The sequence below is a fragment of the Streptomyces sp. NPDC037203 genome (assembly GCF_055605065.1).
Genome location: NZ_JBVJUC010000004.1, coordinates 31,622 through 54,789 on the forward strand (window position 1 = coordinate 31,622; position 23,168 = coordinate 54,789).

The 23,168-nt window shown below is 70.6% G+C and carries 17 protein-coding genes, 4 tRNA genes and 1 pseudogene; 10 read left to right on the forward strand and 12 right to left on the reverse strand.

Features of this window, described 5'->3' with window-relative positions:
* Positions 1-149: 149 nt before the first annotated feature.
* Together hrpA and ACZ7EC_RS13545 are read left to right on the forward strand one after the other, a co-directional pair.
* A complete protein-coding gene (hrpA, locus tag ACZ7EC_RS13540) occupies positions 150-4,094 on the forward strand; it encodes an ATP-dependent RNA helicase HrpA (protein ID WP_471062160.1) in 3,945 nt (1,314 codons plus the stop codon).
* A gap of 97 nt (positions 4,095-4,191) precedes the next feature.
* Positions 4,192-4,266, forward strand: a tRNA-Asp gene (locus ACZ7EC_RS13545).
* A gap of 697 nt (positions 4,267-4,963) precedes the next feature.
* On the opposite strand, the gene bldC is transcribed toward ACZ7EC_RS13545, so the two are convergent.
* Positions 4,964-5,170: a developmental transcriptional regulator BldC gene (gene bldC / locus ACZ7EC_RS13550; RefSeq protein ID WP_003949541.1), complete on the reverse strand. Its 207-nt coding sequence runs from the start codon at positions 5,168-5,170 to the stop codon at positions 4,964-4,966.
* A 554-nt stretch (positions 5,171-5,724) separates the two neighbouring features.
* Positions 5,725-6,567: a DUF8083 family protein gene (locus tag ACZ7EC_RS13555; protein WP_471062163.1), complete on the reverse strand. Its 843-nt coding sequence runs from the start codon at positions 6,565-6,567 to the stop codon at positions 5,725-5,727.
* A 198-nt stretch (positions 6,568-6,765) separates the two neighbouring features.
* On the opposite strand from ACZ7EC_RS13555, the gene ACZ7EC_RS13560 reads away from it, so the two are divergent.
* Entirely contained in the window at positions 6,766-7,869 is a 1,104-nt protein-coding gene (locus ACZ7EC_RS13560) for a Leu/Phe/Val dehydrogenase (protein WP_471062164.1), read from the forward strand.
* Positions 7,870-8,210: 341 nt separating this feature from the next.
* Positions 8,211-8,459, forward strand: coding sequence for a DUF3073 domain-containing protein (locus ACZ7EC_RS13565; protein WP_397985182.1), 249 nt, complete (start codon positions 8,211-8,213; stop codon positions 8,457-8,459).
* 94 nt (positions 8,460-8,553) lie between these two features.
* Here the strand turns inward: ACZ7EC_RS13565 and purM are convergent, their stop codons facing one another.
* From purM to ACZ7EC_RS13585, 4 genes are all read right to left on the reverse strand, one after another.
* Entirely contained in the window at positions 8,554-9,621 is a 1,068-nt protein-coding gene (gene purM / locus ACZ7EC_RS13570) for a phosphoribosylformylglycinamidine cyclo-ligase (RefSeq protein ID WP_471062168.1), read from the reverse strand.
* 35 nt (positions 9,622-9,656) lie between these two features.
* Positions 9,657-11,186, reverse strand: coding sequence for an amidophosphoribosyltransferase (purF, locus tag ACZ7EC_RS13575; RefSeq protein ID WP_471062171.1), 1,530 nt, complete (start codon positions 11,184-11,186; stop codon positions 9,657-9,659).
* Positions 11,187-11,389: 203 nt separating this feature from the next.
* Positions 11,390-11,749, reverse strand: coding sequence for an META domain-containing protein (locus tag ACZ7EC_RS13580; RefSeq protein ID WP_471062173.1), 360 nt, complete (start codon positions 11,747-11,749; stop codon positions 11,390-11,392).
* 141 nt (positions 11,750-11,890) lie between these two features.
* Positions 11,891-12,688 (reverse strand): maleylpyruvate isomerase family mycothiol-dependent enzyme, encoded by a 798-nt coding sequence (locus tag ACZ7EC_RS13585; protein WP_471062175.1) that lies wholly within the window; start codon positions 12,686-12,688, stop codon positions 11,891-11,893.
* Between the two features lie 105 nt (positions 12,689-12,793).
* Between ACZ7EC_RS13585 and ACZ7EC_RS13590 the strand changes: the two genes are divergently transcribed.
* Positions 12,794-13,378, forward strand: coding sequence for a Uma2 family endonuclease (locus ACZ7EC_RS13590; RefSeq protein WP_471062177.1), 585 nt, complete (start codon positions 12,794-12,796; stop codon positions 13,376-13,378).
* Between the two features lie 59 nt (positions 13,379-13,437).
* Here the strand turns inward: ACZ7EC_RS13590 and purL are convergent, their stop codons facing one another.
* The 3 genes from purL to purS are packed head-to-tail and all read right to left on the reverse strand — an operon-like array spanning position 13,438 to position 16,642.
* Positions 13,438-15,696: a phosphoribosylformylglycinamidine synthase subunit PurL gene (gene purL, locus ACZ7EC_RS13595; RefSeq protein ID WP_471062180.1), complete on the reverse strand. Its 2,259-nt coding sequence runs from the start codon at positions 15,694-15,696 to the stop codon at positions 13,438-13,440.
* A complete protein-coding gene (gene purQ / locus ACZ7EC_RS13600; RefSeq protein ID WP_471062182.1) occupies positions 15,693-16,373 on the reverse strand; it encodes a phosphoribosylformylglycinamidine synthase subunit PurQ in 681 nt (226 codons plus the stop codon). The genes purL and purQ overlap by 4 nt, the downstream gene beginning before the upstream one ends.
* Positions 16,370-16,642 carry a phosphoribosylformylglycinamidine synthase subunit PurS gene (gene purS, locus ACZ7EC_RS13605; protein ID WP_037650676.1) on the reverse strand — a complete coding sequence of 91 codons (273 nt, stop codon included), beginning with the start codon at positions 16,640-16,642 and terminating at the stop codon, positions 16,370-16,372. Before purS ends, purQ begins: the two co-directional genes overlap by 4 nt.
* Positions 16,643-16,952: 310 nt before the next feature.
* Between purS and ACZ7EC_RS13610 the strand changes: the two genes are divergently transcribed.
* The 5 genes and pseudogenes from ACZ7EC_RS13610 (at position 16,953) to ACZ7EC_RS13630 (ending at position 18,566) form a co-directional block, all read left to right on the forward strand.
* A complete protein-coding gene (locus ACZ7EC_RS13610) occupies positions 16,953-17,270 on the forward strand; it encodes a histone-like nucleoid-structuring protein Lsr2 (RefSeq protein WP_145488531.1) in 318 nt (105 codons plus the stop codon).
* A gap of 202 nt (positions 17,271-17,472) precedes the next feature.
* Positions 17,473-17,544, forward strand: a tRNA-Gly gene (locus ACZ7EC_RS13615).
* An 82-nt stretch (positions 17,545-17,626) separates the two neighbouring features.
* A tRNA-Gly gene (locus ACZ7EC_RS13620) sits at positions 17,627-17,702 on the forward strand.
* 215 nt (positions 17,703-17,917) lie between these two features.
* Positions 17,918-18,467 (forward strand): annotated as a pseudogene (locus ACZ7EC_RS13625) (response regulator).
* Between the two features lie 23 nt (positions 18,468-18,490).
* A tRNA-Gly gene (locus ACZ7EC_RS13630) sits at positions 18,491-18,566 on the forward strand.
* 45 nt (positions 18,567-18,611) lie between these two features.
* Here ACZ7EC_RS13630 and ACZ7EC_RS13635 read toward each other — a convergent pair.
* The 3 genes from ACZ7EC_RS13635 to ACZ7EC_RS13645 all read right to left on the reverse strand — a co-directional run bounded on the left by ACZ7EC_RS13635 (position 18,612) and on the right by ACZ7EC_RS13645 (position 23,103).
* A complete protein-coding gene (locus ACZ7EC_RS13635; protein WP_471062187.1) occupies positions 18,612-19,511 on the reverse strand; it encodes a phosphoribosylaminoimidazolesuccinocarboxamide synthase in 900 nt (299 codons plus the stop codon).
* Between the two features lie 103 nt (positions 19,512-19,614).
* Positions 19,615-21,111, reverse strand: coding sequence for a N,N-dimethylformamidase beta subunit family domain-containing protein (locus ACZ7EC_RS13640; RefSeq protein WP_471062190.1), 1,497 nt, complete (start codon positions 21,109-21,111; stop codon positions 19,615-19,617).
* A gap of 201 nt (positions 21,112-21,312) precedes the next feature.
* Entirely contained in the window at positions 21,313-23,103 is a 1,791-nt protein-coding gene (locus tag ACZ7EC_RS13645; protein WP_471062192.1) for a M48 family metalloprotease, read from the reverse strand.
* Between the last annotated feature and the right edge of the window lie 65 nt (positions 23,104-23,168).

Sequence of the window (23,168 nt, forward strand, 5' to 3'; positions counted from 1 at the left end):
ATCGCCGGGTGCGGGCCGTCGGTGGTTGCCCGCGCCCACGTGGCGGAGCCGCGCATCGGCACGGCCCCGCGCCCCTTCGGGCGGCGGGGCGTCGGCCGGCGGCAAATCGGTCGACTCCGTTTCGGCCGAGGTGAGATCCTGGATCGCGTATGTCTACGCATCCAGCCCCCGCCCTCGGCTCCCTCGCCGCCCGTCTGACCGAGTTGTCGCTGCGTGACGCGCACCGGCTCGGGCGGCGGCTCGAGGGCGCGCGCAAGATCCGCAAGCCCGAGGCCCGTGACGCCGTGCTCGCCGAGATCGAGGGCGAGCTCGACAAGGCAGCGGGCCGGATGGCCGAGCGGCGCCTGCGCGTGCCGGCCGTCACCTATCCCGAACAGCTGCCGGTCAGCCAGAAGAAGGACGAGATCGCGGCGGCCATCCGCGATCACCAGGTCGTCATCGTCGCCGGTGAGACCGGTTCCGGAAAGACGACGCAGATCCCCAAGATCTGCCTGGAACTGGGCCGTGGCGTGCGCGGCATGATCGGGCACACCCAGCCCCGCCGGATCGCCGCCCGTACCGTCGCCGAGCGCGTCGCCGAGGAACTGCGCACCCCGCTCGGCGAGGCCGTCGGCTGGAAGGTGCGCTTCACCGACCAGGTGAACCCGGACGCCACCTTCATCAAGCTGATGACGGACGGCATCCTGCTCGCCGAGATCCAGACCGACCGCGAGCTGCGGGCCTACGACACGATCATCATCGACGAGGCCCACGAGCGGTCCCTCAACATCGACTTCCTGCTGGGCTACCTCGCCCAGCTGCTGCCCAAGCGGCCCGACCTCAAGGTCGTCATCACCTCGGCGACCATCGACCCCGAGCGCTTCTCCCGGCACTTCGGAAACGCCCCGATCGTCGAGGTCAGCGGGCGGACGTACCCCGTGGAGGTGCGCTACCGGCCGCTCCTCGAAGCGGACTCCGAGGACGCCGACCGGGACCAGATCACGGCGATCTGCGACGCGGTCGAGGAGCTGCAGGCCGAGGGCAAGGGCGACATCCTCGTCTTCCTCTCCGGCGAGCGGGAGATCCGCGACACGGCGGACGCGCTGGAGAAGAAGAAGTACAGATTCACCGAGGTCCTGCCGCTGTACGCGCGGCTGTCGCACGCCGAGCAGCACCGGGTCTTCCAGCCGCACACCGGCCGCCGGATCGTGCTGGCCACGAACGTCGCCGAGACCTCGCTGACCGTTCCGGGCATCAAGTACGTCATCGACCCCGGCTTCGCCCGGATCAGCCGCTACAGCCACCGCACCAAGGTCCAGCGGCTGCCCATCGAGCCGGTCTCCCAGGCCAGCGCCAACCAGCGCAAGGGCCGCTGCGGCCGTACCTCCGACGGCATCTGCATCCGGCTGTACAGCGAGGACGACTTCCTCGCCCGGCCGGAGTTCACCGACGCGGAGATCCTGCGCACCAACCTGGCCTCCGTCATCCTCCAGATGACCGCGGCCGGGCTCGGCGACATCGAGAAGTTCCCCTTCATCGATCCGCCGGACCACCGCAACATCCGCGACGGCGTGCAGCTGCTCCAGGAGCTGGGCGCGCTGAACCCCGCCGAGAAGGACCCGCGCAAGCGGCTCACCGAGACCGGCCGCAAGCTGGCCCAGCTGCCCGTGGACCCGCGTCTGGCGCGCATGGTGCTGGAGGCCGACAAGAACGGCTGCGCCCGCGAGGTCATGGTCATCGCCGCCGCCCTGTCCATCCAGGACCCGCGCGAACGCCCCGCCGACAAGCAGGCGCAGGCCGACCAGCAGCACGCCCGCTTCAAGGACGAGACCAGCGACTTCCTCGCCTATCTCAACCTGTGGCGCTACATCCGCGAGCAGCAGAAGGAGCGCGGCTCCAGCTCGTTCCGGCGGATGTGCAAGCAGGAGTACCTGAACTTCCTGCGCATCCGCGAATGGCAGGACATCTACACCCAGCTGCGGACCGTGGCCAAGCAGATGGGCATCCACCTCGCCGAGGAGGACTCGCCCGCCGACCGCGTGCACGTCTCCCTGCTGGCCGGCCTGCTCTCCCACGTCGGGATGAAGGACGTACGCGAGGGCAACAAGAACGAGTACCTGGGCGCCCGCAACGCCAAGTTCGCGATCTTCCCCGGCTCGGCGCTGTTCAGGAAGCAGCCCAAGTTCGTGATGTCGGCCGAGCTGGTGGAGACCAGCCGGCTGTGGGCGCGGGTCAACGCGAAGATCGAGCCCGAGTGGGTGGAGCCGCTCGCCGGGCACCTGCTGAAGCGCACGTACAGCGAGCCGCACTGGGAGAAGGACCAGGCGGCCGTGATGGCGTACGAGAAGGTCACGCTGTACGGCGTGCCGATCGTCGCCCAGCGCAAGGTGAACTACGGCCGGATCGATCCCGAGGTCTCCCGCGAACTGTTCATCCGCAACGCGCTGGTGGAGGGCGACTGGCGCACCCACCACAAGTTCTACGCCGACAACCGCAAGCTCCTCAGCGAGGTCGAGGAGCTGGAACACCGGGCGCGGCGCCGGGACATCGTGGTGGACGACGAGACGCTGTACGACTTCTACGACCAGCGGATCCCCGAACACGTCGTCTCCGGAGCGCACTTCGACTCCTGGTGGAAGCGCAAGCGGCACGAGCAGCCGGACTTCCTGGACTTCGAGCGGGAGATGCTGATCCGGGAGTCCGCGGAGGCGGTCACCAAGGCCGACTACCCGGACATCTGGCGGCAGGGCGCCCTGAAGTTCCGGGTCACCTACCAGTTCGAGCCGGGCGCGGACGCGGACGGGGTGACCGTGCACATCCCGCTCCAGGTCCTCAACCAGGTCACGGACGAGGGCTTCGACTGGCAGATCCCCGGTCTGCGGGAAGAGGTCGTCACGGAGCTGATCCGGTCCCTGCCCAAGCCGATCCGGCGCAATTACGTGCCCGCGCCGAACTACGCCAAGGCCTTCCTGGAGCGGGCGGTCCCCCTCCAGGAGCCGCTGACCGTGACGATGGCGCGCGAGCTCAAGCGGATGGTCGGGGTGCCGTTCGAGGCGGAGGACTTCGACTGGTCCAGGGTCCCCGAGCATCTTCGGATCACGTTCCGGATCGTCGACGAGCGGCGCCGGAAGCTGGCCGAGGACAAGGACCTCCAGGCGCTGAAGCTGCAGCTGAAGCCGAAGGCGCGCAAGGCCCTCTCCCAGGCCGCGGCGGCGACCGCGTCCCGCGAGGGCGGCCCCGCGCTGGAACGCGAGGGGCTGACCGACTGGACGATCGGCACGCTGAGCCGGGTCTTCGAGACCCGCCGGGCCGGCCAGCCGGTGAAGGCCTACCCGGCGCTGGTGGACGACGGCGACACGGTCTCCGTACGACTCTTCGACACCGAGGCCGAACAGGCGGAGGCCATGTGGAAGGGCACCCGGCGGCTGATCCTGCGCAACATCCCGGTGAACCCGGCCAAGTTCGCGTCCGAGAAGCTCAGCAACCAGCAGAAGCTCGGGCTGTCCGCGAACCCGCACGGCTCCGTCCAGGCCCTGTTCGACGACTGCGCGATGGCCGCGGCGGACAAGCTGATCGGCGACTTCGGCGGCCCGGCGTGGGACGAGGAGTCGTACCGGAAGCTGTACGACAAGGTGCGCGCCGAGATCGTCGACACCACGGTGCGCACGGTCGGGCAGGTGCAGCAGGTGCTGGCCGCGTGGGGGGCCTGTGAGCGGCGTCTGAAGGCCGTCCGCAGCCCGGCGCTGCTCGCGAACCTCACGGACGTCCGCAAGCAGCTGGACGCGCTGGTGAAGCCCGGATTCGTCACCTGGGCGGGGATACGGCGGCTGCCGGATCTGATGCGGTACCTGGTGGCGGCGGACCGGCGGCTCCAGCAGATGCCGGCGAACGTGCAGCGGGACACCACGCGCATGGAGAAGGTCCACGAGATGCAGGACGAGTACGCCTGGCTGCTGGAGCAGCTCCCCAAGGGGCGGCCGGTTCCGCAGCAGGTCCTGGACATCCGCTGGATGCTGGAGGAGCTGCGGGTCAGCTATTTCGCGCACGCGCTGGGGACTGCGTACCCCGTCTCGGACAAGCGGATCACGAAGGCGATCGACGCCGTCGCGCCGTGACCGGACGCTCACAGGGGGTGAGTTCGACCAGGCGGCCTCACCTCCTGTACAGTCTCATCTCGCAGCACAACGCACCAAGCGAAGCGCCGCGAAACCTGGTCCTGTGGAGCAGTTTGGAGTGCTCGCCACCCTGTCAAGGTGGAGGCCGCGGGTTCAAATCCCGTCAGGACCGCAGTAGAAGTAAGGCCCGCATCCCTTGAGGATTGCGGGCCTTACTTCATGCCCGGCGCCGCCCGGTCGTGCAGGCGCCGCCGCACCGTCTCAAAGGCCCTGAGAGCAGCGGGAGTCGGCACGCCCTCCCGGAAGCCCGTCCGTCTGTCTCTGGGCGCTTCCGGGCGGTTCCTGGTGCCGCGCGGCCTTGACGGGGTCCGCCGGGGCGCACCGGCCCCGCAGAGCGGACCGGGGGCCGGCGATCCCGTACGGCGTGACCGGCACGCGCCTCCAACTCCCGTTCGCGCAGCGGACGCTGGAACCGTCGATTCCATTAGCTCACCGGCGCCCGGGGCAACAAGTGGTCCGGCATGTGACGGGTGTCACCGCATAAGTTTTCAGTGGTGCGGAACTTACACCCGTCCTACAACGGGTCAATTTAATATGTGCAATTGCACCTCATACCGAAGTACACCCCACGCACCCGCCCGACCCCCCACCCCTCCACCGACCAGCGCACAAAACAGATCGCGCTGGACCCGGCGGAGTCCAGCGCGATCGACGACGCACCCTGTGTCGCTTGCCTACAACGTTCTCTTCGGCTCGGGCGTGGGGCCTGTTGGGGCAGGTCCCGCGTCGCTTGAAGCTAGGGTTTCGGGCGCCTCGGCAGGTTGGGGGGCCTGCCGTTTCGCCCTGTATTCAGTTGTTCCGCTGCTCGGTCAGGCCTCGCTGCGCTGCTGCGGGATGCCCGCGAGCAGGGCGCGGACCTCGGCCTCGCGGTAGCGGCGGTGCCCGCCGAGCGTGCGGATCGACGTGAGCTTGCCGGCCTTCGCCCACCGCGTGACCGTCTTGGGGTCGACGCGGAACATGGTGGCGACCTCAGCCGGGGTCAGCAGCGGCTCGGCATCAGGGGTGCGAGCGGTCATGAGCGGCCTCCTCGGGAGAACCGAACCTTCTCGGTTCTTTCCTCTAAATTCTGCACCTTGACCCGCGTTGCCCGAAATGGCGGACGCGAGTCGAGTCGGTTATAGGACGAACGGCTTGTCCTCGGCACTACAACTACACCATCTGTCCAGCCCGGTCGGCCAAACCGACGGAATTGCCCTCCCAGGTGTTCATCAGCGACGGAAGCCGATGGACCATGCCATAGCGGACAGTCACGCCACCGTGACGATCAGTCACAGGGCGATCAGGAGGCACCAGACCCCCCAAAGCGTGCAATGCAGAGATTCCGCCCATAGTGCACCACACTTGGACGGAAGGAACCCTCCCCGGACTCCTTGTCCTATTTTGGCATGAGGAGGGGGAAGAGGCGCAAGGGCCCCGTACGTGCAGTCCATCACCTTTCGGGCATCCTTGACGCAAAAGCCCGGATCGGGGCCGACGCCCCGTCAGATGAAGGAAACGCGCTTGACCGTACGCCGTTGAGCGCCGTGTCAGCTGTGGCGCAGATCACGTTCTGGCGGATTCTGTTTGAACGTCAGTTCGCCGAACGCCGGTCCCGCACCGCACGCCACCGCTCCACCAGCCGCGCGTACGCCTCCCCGGCCGCCACCTCGTCCCCCTGGCGCAGCGCCTCGATGCCCTCGGCCACGTCCGCCGCCGAGTGGTCGTCCGCCAGCTCGTCGGCCGGCAGGACATGCACCAGACCGCCGTAGTCCAGTTCCACCAGCGAACGCGGATGGAAGTCCTCCAGCCAGCGGCCGATGTCGAGCAGGCCGTCGATCAGCGGCCCTTCCGCCACGGCCTCCTTCAGGGTGCGCAGCGCCCTGGCCACCCGGCGCCGGGCCTGCACCATCGGCGTGCGGTAGCGCAGCGCCGGGGGCTCCTCGGCGCTCCCCTTGTCGTAGTGCCGCTCCTCGTCCGCGACCAGCACGAACCAGTTCACCGGCACCTGCCAGGTCGCCGTGCGGATCCACGGGCGGGCGTCCGGGTTGCGGCCGAGCCAGCGCTCGTAGTCCAGGGCCGCCTGCCGGCGCACCACCGGCGGCAGCACGGCGTCCAGCACCGGCGGCGGCAGCTCGTCGCCGAGCTCCTCCAGCGCCTGCCAACCGCGCAGCCGGGTCCGCCAGGGACATACGCAGACCACCCCCTCGACCTCCAGCACGAAGGCGTCGCCGCTCTCGTGCACCGGCACCGCGATGGGCGGGGTCGGCACCAAGTCGGCCAGGGAGCGGCGCAGTTCGTCCTGGTACGAGGGCCGGTCCGGGCGGCGGGCGTAGCGCGCCCAGTGGCCGCGCTCCGGCTCCGGGAAAGCGCCCAGCGGCTCGTACACGCGCAGGTAGGCGGCATAGGGGACGACCACGGAGGACACCTTCGGCACGCCTGCTCCCTCCCCATCGGACCCGGCTGGAAACACTGCAAATCGTGCCACGGTCCGCAGGGCTCGGTGAGCCCGTGCGAGTGATCCTGAGCACTGCGCGGACGGCGGCCGGACGCAGGCTCTACGCTCATGCCACCAGCCCCCGCCACCCACACGGGAGCTGACCCCACCCGCCGCTAGTACACAGGAGTCACCACAGTGACCGACGTAACCGGCGCGCCTGCTGATGTCCTGCACACCCTGTTCCACTCGGAGCAGGGCGGTCATGAGCAGGTCGTGCTCTGCCAGGACCGCGCCAGTGGCCTCAAGGCCGTCATCGCGCTCCACTCCACCGCCCTGGGCCCCGCTCTCGGCGGTACCCGCTTCTACCCGTACGCCACCGAGGCCGAGGCCGTCGCCGACGCGCTCAACCTCGCGCGCGGGATGTCGTACAAGAACGCCATGGCCGGTCTGGACCACGGCGGCGGCAAGGCCGTGATCATCGGCGACCCGGAGCGCGACAAGACCGAGGAGCTCCTCCTCGCCTACGGCCGGATGGTCGCCTCCCTCGGCGGTCGCTACGTCACCGCCTGCGATGTCGGCACCTATGTGGCCGACATGGACGTGGTGGCCCGCGAGTGCCGCTGGACCACCGGCCGCTCCCCGGAGAACGGCGGCGCCGGCGACTCCTCGGTGCTGACCTCCTTCGGCGTCTACCAGGGCATGCGCGCCTGCGCCCAGCACCTGTGGGGCGACCCCTCGCTGCGCGACCGCACGGTCGGTGTCGCCGGGGTCGGCAAGGTCGGCCACCACCTGGTGCGCCACCTGCTGGACGAGGGCGCCGAGGTCGTCATCACCGATGTCCGCCCGGACGCCGTCCAGCGGATCCTCGACCAGTACGAGGGTGTGCGGGCGGTCGCCGACACCGACGCGCTGATCCGCGTCGAGGGCCTGGACGTCTACGCGCCCTGCGCGCTCGGCGGCGTCCTGAACGACGAGACCGTGCCGGTGCTCACCGCCAGGGTGGTGTGCGGCGCGGCCAACAACCAGCTCGCCCATCCGGGGGTGGAGAAGGACCTCGCGGACCGCGGGATCCTCTACGCGCCGGACTACGTGGTGAACGCGGGCGGAGTCATCCAGGTGGCCGACGAGCTGCACGGCTTCGACTTCGAGCGGTGCAAGGCGAAGGCGGCGAGGATCTTCGACACCACGCTGGCCATATTCGCACGTGCGAAGGAAGACGGGATCCCGCCGGCCGCGGCGGCCGACCGGATCGCCGAGCAGCGGATGGCCGAGGCACGCGCGGGCCGCGCCGGGCGCTGAAGCCCCACGCGGAGCGCCGGGCCGGGCACCGCGCGGAGGGCCTCGCGCGCATGATTTCGCACACATGAGCGGTACCCGCCGGGGGCGGGTTCGAGAGAACTCTCACTTCCTTCGGCGGGTCGCTCCCCGATAAGTGGTTAAAATCGCCACTGACCAGCGAGGACAGGGCACCTCGAAGGTTCTGTGCACACGCGCGTGCTGCGGGCGACGTACCGTATGGGCGCGGGCTCAGGTACCGTGGAAGCCCTACGGACCGGCCTCTCCATGGAGAGTCCGATCCAGATCATGAACGCGTGTCAGACTCTGGGGCCGTCGAGCCCCGTCACCGAGGGGGTCGAGCCATGGGGCGCGGCCGGGCCAAGGCCAAGCAGACAAAGGTCGCCCGCCAGCTGAAGTACAACAGCGGTGGGACTGACCTGTCACGTCTGGCCAGTGAACTGGGCGCATCAACTTCGAGCCAGCCGCCGAACGGCGAGCCGTTCGAGGACGATGACGATGACGAGGACGACCTTTACTCCCGTTACGCCGACCTCTATGAGGACGACGAGGACGAGGACGAGGGCCCTTCACAACATCGTCGCGGCGCTTGACCTAGCACTGAGCACAAGTCCGGTCGGTGGCACAGCCACCGACCGGCTTCTGTGCTACCCGCGAGCGGTTCCCGCGGGCAGCACACCGTAGGCGTCAGTTCGCGTAGTCCCCCACCAGCTCCGCGCCGCTCTCCTTGTCGCCGCGCTCGGTGATCTCGCCGGCCACCCAGGCCTCGACGCCCCGGTCGGCCAGCGTCGCGAGGGCCACCTCGGTGGACTCCTCCGGGACGATCGCCATCATGCCGACGCCCATGTTCAGCGTCTTCTCCAGCTCCAGGCGCTCCACGTGCCCGGTCCTGCCGACCAGGTCGAAGATCGCGCCCGGCGTCCAGGTGGCGCGGTCGACCACGGCGTGCAGCCCGTCCGGGATCACACGGGCCAGGTTGGCCGCGAGGCCGCCGCCGGTGATGTGGCTGAAGGCGTGCACATCGGCCGTACGGGTCAGGGCCAGGCAGTCCAGCGAGTAGATCTTGGTGGGCTCCAGCAGCTCCTCGCCGAGGGTGCGGCCCAGCTCGGCCACCTCCGACTCCAGGGCCAGACCCGCCGTGTTCAGCAGGACGTGCCGGACCAGGGAGTACCCGTTCGAGTGAAGCCCGGAGGCCGCCATGGCGATCACGGTGTCACCCTTGCGGATGCGATCCGGCCCGAGCAGCCGGTCGGCCTCCACAACGCCCGTACCGGCGCCCGCGACGTCGAAGTCGTCCTCGCCGAGCAGACCCGGATGTTCGGCCGTCTCACCGCCCACCAGGGCGCAGCCGGCCAGCACACAGCCCTCCGCGATGCCCTTCACGATGGCGGCGACCCGCTCGGGGTGGACCTTGCCGACACAGATGTAGTCGGTCATGAACAGCGGCTCGGCGCCGCACACCACGATGTCGTCCATGACCATGGCGACCAGGTCGTGGCCGATGGTGTCGTAGACGCCCAGGCGGCGGGCGATGTCCACCTTGGTGCCCACGCCGTCGGTGGCGGAGGCGAGCAGGGGGCGCTCGTAGCGCTTGAGGGCGGAGGCGTCGAAGAGTCCGGCGAAGCCGCCGATGCCGCCGAGGACCTCGGGGCGCCGGGTCTTGCCGACCCACTCCTTCATCAGCTCGACGGCGCGGTCGCCCGCCTCGATGTCGACGCCCGCCGCTGCGTAGCTGGCACCAGTTGTCTCAGACATGACTGTGAGAGCTTTCGTGTCGTACTGCGGGGGTGTTACGGGCGACGGATCGCGTCGGCCGCGGCCGTCTCTGCGGGACCGGCCGCCAGTTCGGTCTCCAGCAGCTGCTTGCCGAGCAGCTCCGGGTCCGGCAGCTCCATCGGGTACTCGCCATCGAAACAGGCGCGGCACAGGTTCGGCTTCGCGATGGTGGTCGCGTCGATCATGCCGTCGATGGAGATGTAGGCGAGCGAGTCGGCGCCGAGGCTGGTGCCGATCTCGTCGATCGTCATGCCGTTGGCGATCAGTTCCGCGCGGGTGGCGAAGTCGATGCCGAAGAAGCAGGGCCACTTCACCGGCGGCGAGGAGATGCGGATGTGCACCTCGGCGGCGCCCGCCTCGCGGAGCATGCGCACCAGGGCGCGCTGGGTGTTGCCGCGCACGATGGAGTCGTCCACGACCACCAGGCGCTTGCCCTTGATGACTTCCTTGAGCGGGTTGAGCTTCAGCCGGATGCCCAGCTGGCGGATGGTCTGCGAGGGCTGGATGAAGGTGCGGCCCACATAGGCGTTCTTGACCAGTCCGGCGCCGAACGGGATGCCCGAGGCCTCGGCGTAGCCGATGGCGGCCGGGGTGCCCGACTCCGGGGTCGCTATCACCAGGTCGGCCTCGACCGGGGCCTCCTCGGCGAGCCGGCGGCCCATCTCCACGCGGGAGAGGTACACGTTCCGGCCGGCGATGTCGGTGTCCGGGCGGGCCAGGTACACGTACTCGAAGACACAGCCCTTCGGCTTTGCTTCCGCGAATCGCGAGCTGCGCAGGCCGTTCTCGTCGATGGCGACGAACTCGCCCGGCTCGATCTCGCGGACGTAGCTGGCGCCGCAGATGTCCAGGGCGGCGGACTCGGAGGCGACCACCCAGCCGCGCTCCAGGCGGCCGAGGACCAGCGGGCGGATGCCCTGGGGGTCGCGGCCGGCGTAGAGGGTGTGCTCGTCCATGAAGACGAGCGAGAAGGCGCCCCGCACCTTCGGGAGGACCTGCTGCGCGGCCTCCTCGATGGTCAGCGGCTTGCCGTCCTCGTCGACCTGGGCGGCGAGCAGCGCCGTGAGCAGGTCGGTGTCGTTGGTGGCCGCGACCCGGCTGGAGCGGCTGTTGTTCTCGTTCGGGAGTTCGGCGACCATCTCGGCGAGCTGCGCCGTGTTGACCAGGTTGCCGTTGTGGCCGAGCGCGATCGAGCCGTGCGCGGTGGCGCGGAACGTCGGCTGGGCGTTCTCCCAGACGGAGGCGCCGGTGGTCGAGTAGCGGGCGTGTCCGACCGCGATATGACCCTGGAGGGAACCGAGAGAGGTCTCGTCGAAGACCTGGGAGACCAGGCCCATGTCCTTGAAGACGAGGATCTGGGAGCCATTGCTGACCGCGATTCCCGCGGATTCCTGACCCCGGTGCTGGAGGGCGTAGAGCCCGAAGTACGTGAGCTTTGCGACCTCTTCACCCGGAGCCCAGACACCGAAGACGCCACACGCGTCCTGGGGGCCTTTCTCTCCGGGGAGCAGGTCGTGATTGAGTCGACCGTCACCACGTGGCACGGCACCGAGTGTAGGCGAGGTCGACCACTGGTCCGAATTGGGGATACGCGGTCGTCACGGCCGGGTGACCTGCGGATCACCTTGTCGGTTTCCGCGTCTACGCAGGTCAGTGCGGCGAGTCCGGCGGAATCCGGGGCTCACGCGTGCCGCCCGGAACCGCCCGCCGGGCGGTTTGGCCGGATGCGTGAGTGAGGTGTCGCACATCATTCGGGCGTGCTGCGGGTGAGGGTGACGTGGTCCCCGTGACTGGTGGTGAGCGTGAGTTCGCCGTGGTCGGGTACGCCGGTGAGTGTCCGGCCGCCGAGCAGTCCGCCGAGCAGCCGCTCGAAGGCCATCCGGGCTGCGTCGCAGGCCATCCTGGTGGTGCGCAGCCGCCCGAAGGTGACACGGTCGCCGTGCACGGTGACCGGGGCGCTGAAGCTGTTGCAGCCGAGGTTGCCGGAGGCGGTTCCGTCGTCGCGGACGAGCAGCCGGGCGGCGGCGGGCGCGGGGTGCGTCGCGCCCTCGGCGGTGACGCTCACGACGCGCCATTCGACGCCGGTCAGGGGTTCCTCCGCGGTCACCGCTCCACTGTGCGCGGGTGCGGCGCCACAGGCCACCGCCAGGAGGAGGAGAAGGGCGGCGACGGCGGTCGTTTTCGTCCGTTTCATACGGATACGACGGCCGGTCGCCCCCACCGGTTCCCCCGGCTCTCCCCGGCCCCTTCAGGACATGACCGGCAGCAGCGCCCCGATGTCGGCCCGCTCCCCGCTCGCGCTGACCCTGGCGTCGGCCACCGCCGTCCGCCAGTCCAGCCGCCCGGTGGCGAGCCGTACCCACGTCAGCGGGTCGGTCTCCACCACGTTGGGCGGGGTGCCGCGGGTGTGCCGGGGCCCCGCCACGCACTGCACCACGGCGTACGGCGGCACGCGCACCTCCGTGGACCCGCCGGGCGCCTTCGCCGCGAGCGCGTCGGCGAGCAGCCGGGTGGTGGCGGCCAGCGCCTGGCGGTCGTACGGCACGTCGAGCCCCGGCACGGCGGCGTTCAGGTCGTCGGTGTGCACGACGAGTTCGACGGCTCGGGTGACCAGGTAGTCGTCCAGGGAGAGGGCACCGGCGTTGGTGGTCAGCAGCCGGCTGCCGGGGTGTTCGGCGAGCAGATCGCGCAGGGACGCATCGACGTCCGCGAGGTAGGCGTCGAGGTCGGGGTGCTCGGCGGCGAGGTTCCGGGTGTACGCGTCGATGGCGGCGGCGTCGGCGGCGGTGGCGAACGGCCAGTCCAGCAGCACGGCATCCGCCCTGGCCGGCTCGGGCAGGGCGAGCGCCCGGTGCACGGCCGTCAACGCCATCCCGATGTGCACGGCCAACTCCCGCACGGACCAGCCCGCCAGCCGGGTCCCGCCCGCCAACTGCTCCTCGCCGAGCCCGCGTACGGCGTCCCGCACCGCACCGAACTGGCTGAGGACCGCGGCACGGGTGCGGACGGGGTCGTAGGTACGGGCACGCTTCTTGGCCGGGGGCATGGGGGGAGCTTATGCGCACTCACTCGTGTGGGTGAGCACCGGCGGAATCCACGCCGCGCGGCCGGGGGCGGGCAACACTGGCTTCCGCCTGGAAGGGGGTGCAACATGACGGTTATGGCCGAGCGCACGTCTCAGATGTCGGTGCAGGAGTTCGAAACGATCGCCTCCGCCGCTCCCGAGACCGTCACGTTGGAGTTCATCAACGGACGGATCGGAGTCAAGAAGGTGGCGGACGGAGATCACGACACCATCGTGACCTGGCTTGCACGGCGTTGTATGCAGGCGAGGCCCGACCTGGACCTGTACCAGGGTCGAGGACTTCAGGTGGAGGCATACCGGGACGGCCGGGCGAGGCCCGATGCGCTGCTCGTACCCGAAGGCCACTTCGCGGGCCACGGTGAGTGGGCCGGCCCCGAGGGCGTGCTCATGGTCGTCGAGGTCACCTCGTACGACTCCGACACCGACCGGCGGGACCGGCACGAGAAGCCGACCGCGTACGGGCAGTGCGGTATCCCCGTATACCTGCTGATCGACCGGGACTCCTGCACCGTCACCGTGCACAGCGGACCGGACCGGCGGGTCGGTGGCTACCGCGACCTCCACGTCGCCAAGTTCGGCGAGAAGGTCTCCCTGCCCGGTCCGGTCGGCTTCGAGCTGGACACGGAGATCCTCAAGAACTACGTCCGCTGAACCGTCACGGAAGACCCCCGCCCGGACTCGGGTTCCGGGCGGGGGCCTTCGTGGTCACGTCACGCCAGCAGCGAGGGGATCGTGCCCTCGTGGGCCTCGCGCAGATCGGCCAGGGGGAGGGTGAACTCGCCCTGGAGGTCCACCGCGTCGCCGTCCACGACGCCGATGCGGGTGGCCGGCAGGCCGCGCGCACCGCACATGTCGGTGAAACGCAGCTCCTCCGAGCGGGGCACGGCCACCAGGGCGCGGCCGGCCGACTCGGAGAAGAGGAAGGTGAACGCGTCCAGACCGTCGGGAACGACGAGACGCGCGCCCTTCCCGCCCAGCAGCGCCGACTCGACCACGGCCTGGATCAGACCGCCGTCCGACAGGTCGTGCGCGGAGTCGATCATGCCGTCGCGGGAGGCGGAGATCAGGATCTCGCCCAGCAGCCGCTCCCGCTCCAGGTCGACCACCGGAGGCATCCCGCCCAGGTGGTCGTGGATCACCTGGGACCAGGCCGAACCGCCGAACTCCTCGCGGGTGTCGCCGAGGAGGTAGAGCAGCTGGCCCTCCTCCTGGAAGGCGACCGGGGTGCGCCGGGCGACGTCGTCGATCACGCCGAGGACCGCGACGACCGGCGTCGGATGGATCGCCGCCTCGCCCGTCTGGTTGTAGAGCGAGACGTTGCCGCCGGTCACCGGGGTGCCGAGCTCCCGGCAGCCGTCCGCGAGGCCGCGTACCGCCTCCGCGAACTGCCACATCACCGCCGGGTCCTCGGGCGAGCCGAAGTTCAGGCAGTCGGAGACGGCGAGCGGCTTGGCGCCCGTCGTGGCCACGTTCCGGTAGGCCTCGGCCAGGGCCAGCTGGGCGCCGGTGTACGGGTCCAGCTTGGCGTAACGGCCGTTGCCGTCCGTCGCGATGGCGACGCCGAGGCCGGTCGACTCGTCGATGCGGATCATGCCCGAGTCCTCGGGCTGCGCCAGCACCGTGTTGCCCTGCACGAAGTGGTCGTACTGCTGCGTGATCCACTTCTTGGACGCCTGGTTCGGTGACGCCACCAGCTTCAGGACCTGCTCGCGCAGCTCCTCCGCGGTCGCCGGGCGGGGCAGCTTGCCGGCGTCGTCCGCCTGGAGCTCGTCCTGCCAGGAGGGGCGCGCGTACGGACGCTCGTAGACCGGGCCGTCGTGCGCGACCGTGCGCGGGTCGACGTCCACGATCTTCTCGCCGTGCCAGAAGATCTCCAGCCGGTCGCCGTCGGTCACCTCGCCGATGACCGTGGCGATGACGTCCCACTTCTCGCAGATCTCCAGGAAGCGTCCGACCTTGGCAGGCTCCACGACCGCGCACATGCGTTCCTGCGACTCGCTCATGAGGATTTCCTCGGGCGAGAGCGTCGAGTCGCGCAGCGGGACGTCGTCCAGGGTCACCCGCATGCCGCCGGAGCCGTTGGACGCCAGCTCGCTGGTGGCGCAGGAGAGTCCGGCCGCGCCCAGGTCCTGGATGCCGACGACCAGCTTCTCCCGGAACGCCTCCAGGGTGCACTCGATGAGGAGCTTCTCCTGGAAGGGGTCGCCGACCTGCACCGCGGGGCGCTTGGAGGGCTTGGCGTCGTCGAAGGTCTCGGACGCGAGGATCGAGGCGCCGCCGATGCCGTCGCCGCCGGTCCGGGCGCCGTACAGGATGACCTGGTTGCCCGCGCCGGAGGCCTTGGCGAGGTGGATGTCCTCGTGCCGCATCACACCGATGGCACCGGCGTTGACCAGCGGGTTGCCCTGGTAGCAGGCGTCGAAGACGACCTCGCCGCCGATGTTGGGCAGGCCCAGGCAGTTGCCGTAGCCGCCGATGCCCGCGACCACGCCCGGCAGGACGCGCTTGGTGTCGGGGTGGTCGGCCGCGCCGAAGCGCAGCGGGTCCACCACCGCGACCGGGCGGGCGCCCATCGCGATGATGTCGCGGACGATGCCGCCGACGCCCGTGGCCGCGCCCTGGTAGGGCTCCACGTACGAGGGGTGGTTGTGCGACTCGACCTTGAAGGTGACCGCGTAGCCCTGGCCGACGTCCACCACGCCGGCGTTCTCGCCGATGCCGACGAGCAGCGCGTCCGACTCGGGTGCCTTCTCGCCGAACTGGCGCAGATGGACCTTGGAGGACTTGTACGAGCAGTGCTCGGACCACATGACCGAGTACATGGCGAGTTCCGCGCCGGTCGGACGGCGGCCGAGGATCTCCACCACCCGCTCGTACTCGTCCTTCTTCAGGCCGAGTTCGGCCCAGGGCAGCTCGACGTCGGGGGTCGCGGCCGCGTGCTCGACCGTGTCCAGAGGAGTCCGGCTCATGCGTTGACCAGCTTCTTGAGGATCGAGGTGAAGAACGGGAGGCCGTCGGTGCGGCCCGAGCCGATCAGCGGCTCGACGGCGTGCTCGGGGTGCGGCATCAGGCCGACGACATTGCCCGCCTCGTTGGTGACGCCGGCGATGTCGTTGAGCGAGCCGTTGGGGTTGAAGCCGACGTAGCGGAAGACGACCCGGCCCTCCGCCTCCAGCTTGTCGAGCGTGTACGGGTCGGCGACGTACCGGCCGTCCATGTTCTTGAGCGGGATGTGGATCTCCTGGCCCCGGCGGTAGTCGCCGGTCCAGGCGGTCTCCGCGTTCTCCACCCGCAGTTTCTGGTCGCGGCAGATGAAGTGGAGGTGGTCGTTGCCCAGCATCGCGCCCGGCAGCAGGTGGGCCTCGGTGAGGACCTGGAAGCCGTTGCAGATACCGAGGACCGGGAGGCCGGCCTTCGCCTGCTCGATGACCGTGTCCATGACCGGCGAGAAACGGGAGATGGCACCGGCGCGCAGATAGTCGCCGTAGGAGAAACCGCCGGGCAGGACCACGGCGTCGACCTGCTTGAGGTCCTTGTCCTTGTGCCACAGGGCGACCGGTTCGGCGCCCGCGAGACGGATCGCGCGCTGGGTGTCCCGGTCGTCCAGGCTCCCCGGGAAAGTGACGACGCCAATACGAGCGGTCACTTCGCCGCCTCCGCGACTTCCGCGCCCTCTTCCACCTTGACGGTGAAGTCCTCGATCACGGTGTTGGCGAGGAAGGATTCCGCGAGATCGCGGATGCGGGCGAGCGCGGCCTCGTCGACCGGGCCGTCAACTTCCAGTTCGAAACGCTTTCCCTGACGGACGTCCGAGATCCCTTCGAAACCCAGGCGCGGCAGCGCACGCTGGACCGCCTGGCCCTGGGGGTCGAGGATCTCCGGCTTGAGCATGACGTCGACTACGACGCGTGCCACTGGCACTCCCGATGTGTGGTGCTGAGCAGGTTCCTTCAGACTACCCGCACAAAATTTCTACGCGGGTAGAGTTGGAGGAAACTACGTGAGCCGCATCACGATCGGGTGTCGGAGCCGGGTGGCCGTGAAAAGTTCTGGGAAAGTTCGACGGGCCGTCCGCAACCCCTATTGCCTTCGGACACGCGGACGGATTTAGTCGGGCTTCACTTTGCATTGCCGGGCACTGTACAAATGAATTGGCAATAGCCGATACTCGGCACGTCAACGCCGGTGAGCTGTATCGACGTGCCGCACGAAGGGACCGATATTCGTGGCGCAAAAGGTCGTGGTCACTCTCTTCGACGACATCGACGGCTCGGAAGCGGCGGAAACGATCGCCTTCGGACTCGACGGCAAGTCGTACGAGATCGACCTGAACGAAACCAACGCCAAGAAACTGCGCAAGGCGCTCGCGCCGTACGTCGAGGCCGGTCGCAAGCGGTCGCGCTCCGGCAAGGCGTACAAGCAGACCGAGGTGGCGCCCGACCCGGCGGCCGTACGCGCCTGGGCCCAGGCCAACAAGATGGACGTGCCCGCGCGCGGGCGCATCCCCAAGAAGGTCTACGAGGCGTTCAGCAGCGCGCAGTGAGGCGTGCCAGGGCCCGCGAAGGGGCGGTCTCCAGGGTCCGTCAGCGGGCCCTGGAGACCGTGCACTTGGGGCCGTACAGGGGCGCCCGGACGGTGCGCGGACGGCCGGCGGGGGTACCGACTTGCGCTACCCCCCTGCTGATCAGCTAATGTCTGAGACACGCCGAGGGGCGAGGCCGAAAGGCCGGAACCCCGAGGATCGTGCGGGTGTAGTTCAGTAGTAGAACATCCCCCTTCCAGGGGGAAGGCGCAGTGTGCGATTCCTGTCACCCGCTCTGGCACCGGTTGTCCGGACCACTCTTGTGGATCAGGTAGGCTGGTGCTCGCACCGATCGGTGGGAGCCGATCGGCAGCAGTGCGGACGTAGCTCAGTTGGTAGAGCGCAACCTTGCCAAGGTTGAGGTCGCGAGTTCGAGCCTCGTCGTCCGCTCCAAGGGAAAACCCCGGTCTTCGCGACCGGGGTTTTTTCGTTGTCCCCGAAAGCGCCATCCGGAGCCCGCTGACTTTTTTTGTGCCGGACGATGGCATCCCGCACCCGACCCGCGGCGCACCAGCAGGGGGGCTGGCCCGGCCCCCGCGCCTGGGCACCACCGATCCCCAGCGGATCGCGCAGGAGTCCCGGCGCGCGGTACGGGCCGTCGTACGCGGCTGTCGTGGGCCGACTCGGGCGGCGAACTCGTCGGCGCGCGGGGCATGTTCGAGGTCGCGGAGGCTGCCACCGGTCCCGGACGGCGGGGGCGCGCGCTGCCGATGCGGCGATGCCGGGCCTCCGGATGCCGGGTGGAGACGGTGTGAGGGTGACCACATTCCTGCGGGCCCGAACTGCCCGGCCGCCAGATGCTGATCGTCACCGGGCACGGGCGGCCGGGGCATCTGAAGCGGGCGCTCACGGGGGGTACGCGGGTTCGTGCCGCCGACGGACAGCGCGCGGCTGCCGACCGGGATCGTCCCGAGCGTGTACGGCGGAAACCATTACGGGGAAACGGAATTAGCCGCCGACGCGACCCCATCGGCGACTCACCGCCGGCGGTGCGAGAGGCGGAGGTCCGGAGTCGGCCGCCGGCGGGGCGGAGCTCGCCGAGCGGGCCGCGCCGTCTCCCGGCACCGTGCGCGGCCCCTCTCCTCGGGCGTCGCCACGCCCGGCGCCGAGAACCGGCATACGGCGGTGCGTCTCACGCACGAGCGAGGTTGGGTATAGTAGCTGTCGCGCCACGGCGCACTGCGGACGTAGCTCAGTTGGTAGAGCGCAACCTTGCCAAGGTTGAGGTCGCGAGTTCGAGCCTCGTCGTCCGCTCCACAGAGAAGGCCCCGGTCCACTGGACCGGGGCCTTCCGCGTAGCCCTTAGGACCAGCTGGTGCCGGTCAGACGCTCGTAAGCCTCCAGGTACTTGGCGCGGGTGCGCTCCACCACCTCCTGCGGCAGCGGCGGCGGGGGCTGCTCGCTCCTTCGGTCCCAGCCTGACTCCGGGGAGGTCAGCCAGTCGCGCACGAACTGCTTGTCGTACGACGGCTGCGCACGCCCCGGCTGCCACTGGTCGGCCGGCCAGAAGCGGGAGGAGTCCGGGGTGAGCACCTCGTCGGCGAGGACGAGCGTGTCCCCGTCGTAGCCGAACTCGAACTTGGTGTCCGCGAGGATGATGCCCCGCTCGCGGGCGATGTCGCGGGCCCGCGCGTAGACGGCGAGGGTGGCCTGGCGCAGCTGGGCGGCGGTGTCCGCGCCGACCTGGCGGGCGACCTCCTCGTAGGACACGTTCTCGTCGTGCTCGCCGACCTCGGCCTTGGTGGCCGGGGTGAAGATCGGGGCGGGCAGCTCGGAGCCGTCGACAAGGCCCTCGGGCAGGGCGAGGCCGCACACGGTCCGGGACTCGCCGTACTCCACCAGGCCCGAGCCGGTGAGGTAGCCGCGGGCCACGCACTCGACCGGGACCATCTTCAGCGACGTGCAGACCAGGGTCCGGCCCGCCCAGTCGGCGGGGGCGCCCGCGGGCAGTTCCTCGGAGATCACATGGTTCGGGGCCAGGTCGCGCAGCTGGTCGAACCACCACAGGGAGAGCCGGGTGAGGACCCGGCCCTTGTCCGGGATTTCCGTGGGCAGCACCCAGTCGTAGGCGGACATGCGGTCGCTGGCGACCATCACGAGGTCGCCCGCCTCGTTCCGGTACAGGTCCCGCACCTTTCCGGTGTGCAGGTGCACCAGGCCCGGCACCTGGACGGGCTCGGGCTTTTCTACGAATCCGGACACGGTTCCTCCCCGTGGTTCTGTCCAACTGCCTCGATTCTCCCTTACCGGGGTGTTCGGTTCCGGCCAGGGGTCGGTCGGGGGCCGACCAAGACCGGTCCGCGGTTCAGTCGCGCTTGCAGATGCGGTCCAGGAGGTTGGCCGTGGCCCGCTGGATACGGGGGTCCACATGGCCGGGGCGGTCCAGGGCCGGGGACCAGGCGAAGGTGCCGGAGGCGAACACCAAGGCGCCGGACGGGGCCCGGTACAGGGAGGTCTCCTGGTGGCGCGGGGTGCCGCCGGCGTCGGTGTAGGGGGAGTGGGCGAGCAGGATGCGCTCGTCGTGGGCGGGCAGCGCGGTGCGCGGGAAGTAGCGGTCGGCCTCGCCCGCGACCAGGCCGGGGATCTCGTCGCCCTCGTACGCCCCGGTGGCCTCCCACAGCCAGTGGCCCGCGTTGCGCACGATCAGCGGGCACGGTTCGGGCACCCGGCCCGCGTACTGGATGCCGATCAGCTCCTGTTCGGGGCGGTCGATCTCCCGCCACAGCACCGGCTTGCCCGGACCCTTGCGCTTGCGGCAGGTCAGCAGCCGGTCCGGCGTCCCGGACGGCGAGGGCCCCAACTCCACCTGCCAGTACATGGTGTTGGCGGAGAGGAAGACCAGCGAGGTGCCGTGGTCGCGGGCCCGCTCGGCGGCGCGGCGCATGGGCAGCGTCCAGTACTCGTCGTGGCCGGGGAAGATCAGGCCCCGGTAGCGGGTGGGGTCCACCCGGCCGGCGTGCAGATCGCGGGCGTCGGCGTAGGCGAGGTCGTAGCCGTAGCGCTCGGCCCAGCGGATGACGTCGTAGGCGTGTCCGACGTGCAGGGGTAGGCCCGCGCCCGCGTACGGCCGGTCGAAGGAGACCGTGGTCGCCGCGTCGGCCTCGCCGAGCAGCGCGCCCTGTTCGTCCCAGGCGTGGTAGAGGCTGGCGCCGGTGTGTCCGTCCTCCGGGTACAGGTTGTACGCCTGCCATGTCACGTCGGGCAGCAGCAGGAGCAGATCGGCCGGGCGGTCGTCGCGGACCGTGAACGGCACGTGGGAGCGGTAGCCGTCGGCGGTGGTCAGCACGGCCACATAGGCGCCGATGCTCCAGTGGGAGGGCACCTGGAGGCGCCAGGACAGCCACCAGTGGTGGCAGGAGACCGTGCGGTCGGCGGCCAGCGGCGGGGGCTGCACGATGCCGGACAGCCGGGGGCTGGTGGTGATCTTGGCAGCGCCGTCGCCCGCGTAGTGGCCGATCCGGTAGATGTCGACGGAGAACTCCTGCGGCGGGTCGACCGTGATGTGGAAGTCGATCGCCTCGCCGGGCGCGACCGCGCCGGTGGCGGTGAAGCCCTTGATCTGGCGGTGCACGTCGTCGGCCGAGCGGGGACCGCCCGGTGAGGTGCGCGGCACGGGGATGCGCACATCGCCGCGGGTGTGCTGCTGGGGCACGGCGTCCACGTACCAGGGCACGACGTGGCCGGTGTCGTCGAAGTACGTCTCGCTGCCGCGCAGCCAGGGCACGGGGCCCAGGCCGAAGGGATCCGTGACGGCGTGCGCGATCGCTCCGGACTCCCAGCGGCGGATGTGGTCCGAGGCCATGGTCGCTCCCCTCCCCGAGCCCCCCGATTCCTGTGGTGGGTGGTGCTCGCGGTGCTCGGCCGTGCTGTCGTATGTCGCATGCCTTTGCCAGGTGCGTGATGGATACCAGCACATCACATAACGCACGGGCTCGGTCACTATTCGTTGCGAATTGACCTGAAGTGGAAGCTGGGGCTCCCGTTGAGCGAGGCGACCCGGCTGTCAGACGAGGCGTATCGGCTTCTCGGGGCGTATCCCCGCGGTGGCCAGCCAGTCGCGCAGCGGGCCCGGATCACCCTCCTCGATCAGGCTGAGCACGCGGGGGGTCAGGTCGGCCACCCGCTCGCCGTGCAGCAGCAGGGACGGGCCGTCCAGCCAGTCCAGCGCCGGGGCCGCGCCCGCGGTGTCGACCGCGGCGCAGCACACCATCGCCGTGACGTGGTCGGTCAGCAGTTCGCGGGCGGTGCGCGGGGGCTGGAGGGGGACGAGGGGCAGCGCGCCGCCGTCCCAGAGGGTGCTGGGCGGGCTCTGGCCCGCGGCGGTGGCCCCATGCGGCACGGCGCTCTCCTCACGGGCCACCTCGGCGCTGAGACCGGCGGCGAGGGCGGCGCTGCGTTCGGTGCCGGGGTCGTCCTCGTCGGCGTCGGCGTCGGGATCCGTCACGGGTTCGGCGTCGAGGGTGGTGGGGCCGGGGACGGCGCCGGGGTCCGGGACGGCGCCGGGGGCCTCGGCGGGGACCGTGGGCTCGGCGAGGTGGTCCAGGATCCGGGCCAGGGTGGGCGCGCCGGTGTGCCGCGCGGGGCGGGCGGCGAGGGAGCCCAGGACGCGGTGCAGCCGGGCGGCGTCGGCGCGCCAGGTGCGGTCCACGACCTCCTCCGGGTACGACTGCCAGTCCACCGGCGCCCAGTCGGCGCGGGGTCCGGCGGGGCCGCCGTGGAAGAGGCGCGCGGCGAGCAGCGAGGTGGCTTCGTCCATGCTGCCGGGCTCCTCCAGCAGATCGCAGGCGGGCCGCTCGCCGAGGCGGGAGGTGAAGCCCTCGGCCAGCCGGTCGCGCCGGGACAACTCGGTGAGCGCGGCCACCACGCCCGCGTCCAGCCGGGAGGGCCAGCGGCCCATCCGCCAGGCGGGGAGCGCCACTCGGGTCAGCAGCCGGTCCCAGCCCGCGTACGCGAGGCCGACCTGTTCCTGGGCGACGATCCGCAGTCCGTAGTCCACCGTCTGCGCCCGCTCGGCGGCCGCCGCGGCGACCCCGCGCTCCATCTGCGCGGCGTGCTCACGGCAGGCGCCCAGCAGCAGCCGGGCAACCCGGCCGAGGACCGCGCACGCCCCGCGGGCCAGCGGCCCCCGGCCCGGTGTGGCGGCGACGGCCAGCGTGGCGTCGAGCCCGCGCACGAAGCGCCGGGCGGCGGCTATGTCGGGGTGCGCCGAGGGGCCCGTACCGGCGACGACCGGGGCGATGACCGCGCGCAGCTCGCCGACCCGCATCCACCACAGGAACGGGGAGCCGATGACGAGGACCGGAGCGACGGGGGCCCGGCGGGGACGGCGCCCCTCATCCGGTATGTCCGCCTCGCCGGGGGCCGGCCGGGCGGGCGGGCCGTGCGCCGCGTGTGCCCGGTCCTCCAGCCAGCTGTCGCAGTCGGGGGTGAGGGCTATGGCGGAGGGCGCCGGGACGTCCAGCCGGTCGGCGAGGTCGCGGACCATCCGGTACAGGTCCGGGGCGGACTCCTCGGCGACCGGCACCGTGGGGGTCATGGCGGGGCGGGCGCGGGAGAGGACCAGGGCGATGCCGGCGGTGGCCAACAGGACGAGGACCGCGAGAACGCCCACGGCCCAGCGGGCGGCGTCCCAGCCGGGACCGACCAGATGTCCCGTGGCCGCGCCGGCCAGCAGGATCACCTCCGCGGCCGCGGGCAGCACCGCCACGCCCAGGGCCCGGCCCCGGACCCGCAACACCGCGAGGGCCCGAGAACGCGCGGCCTGCGCGCCCGCTTCCACACCGATTCCGCTCACGTGCCGACCTCACCCCCTCCCCTGCCGATGCCGTGCTGTGCTGGTGCTGCTCACTCCCCCACTGT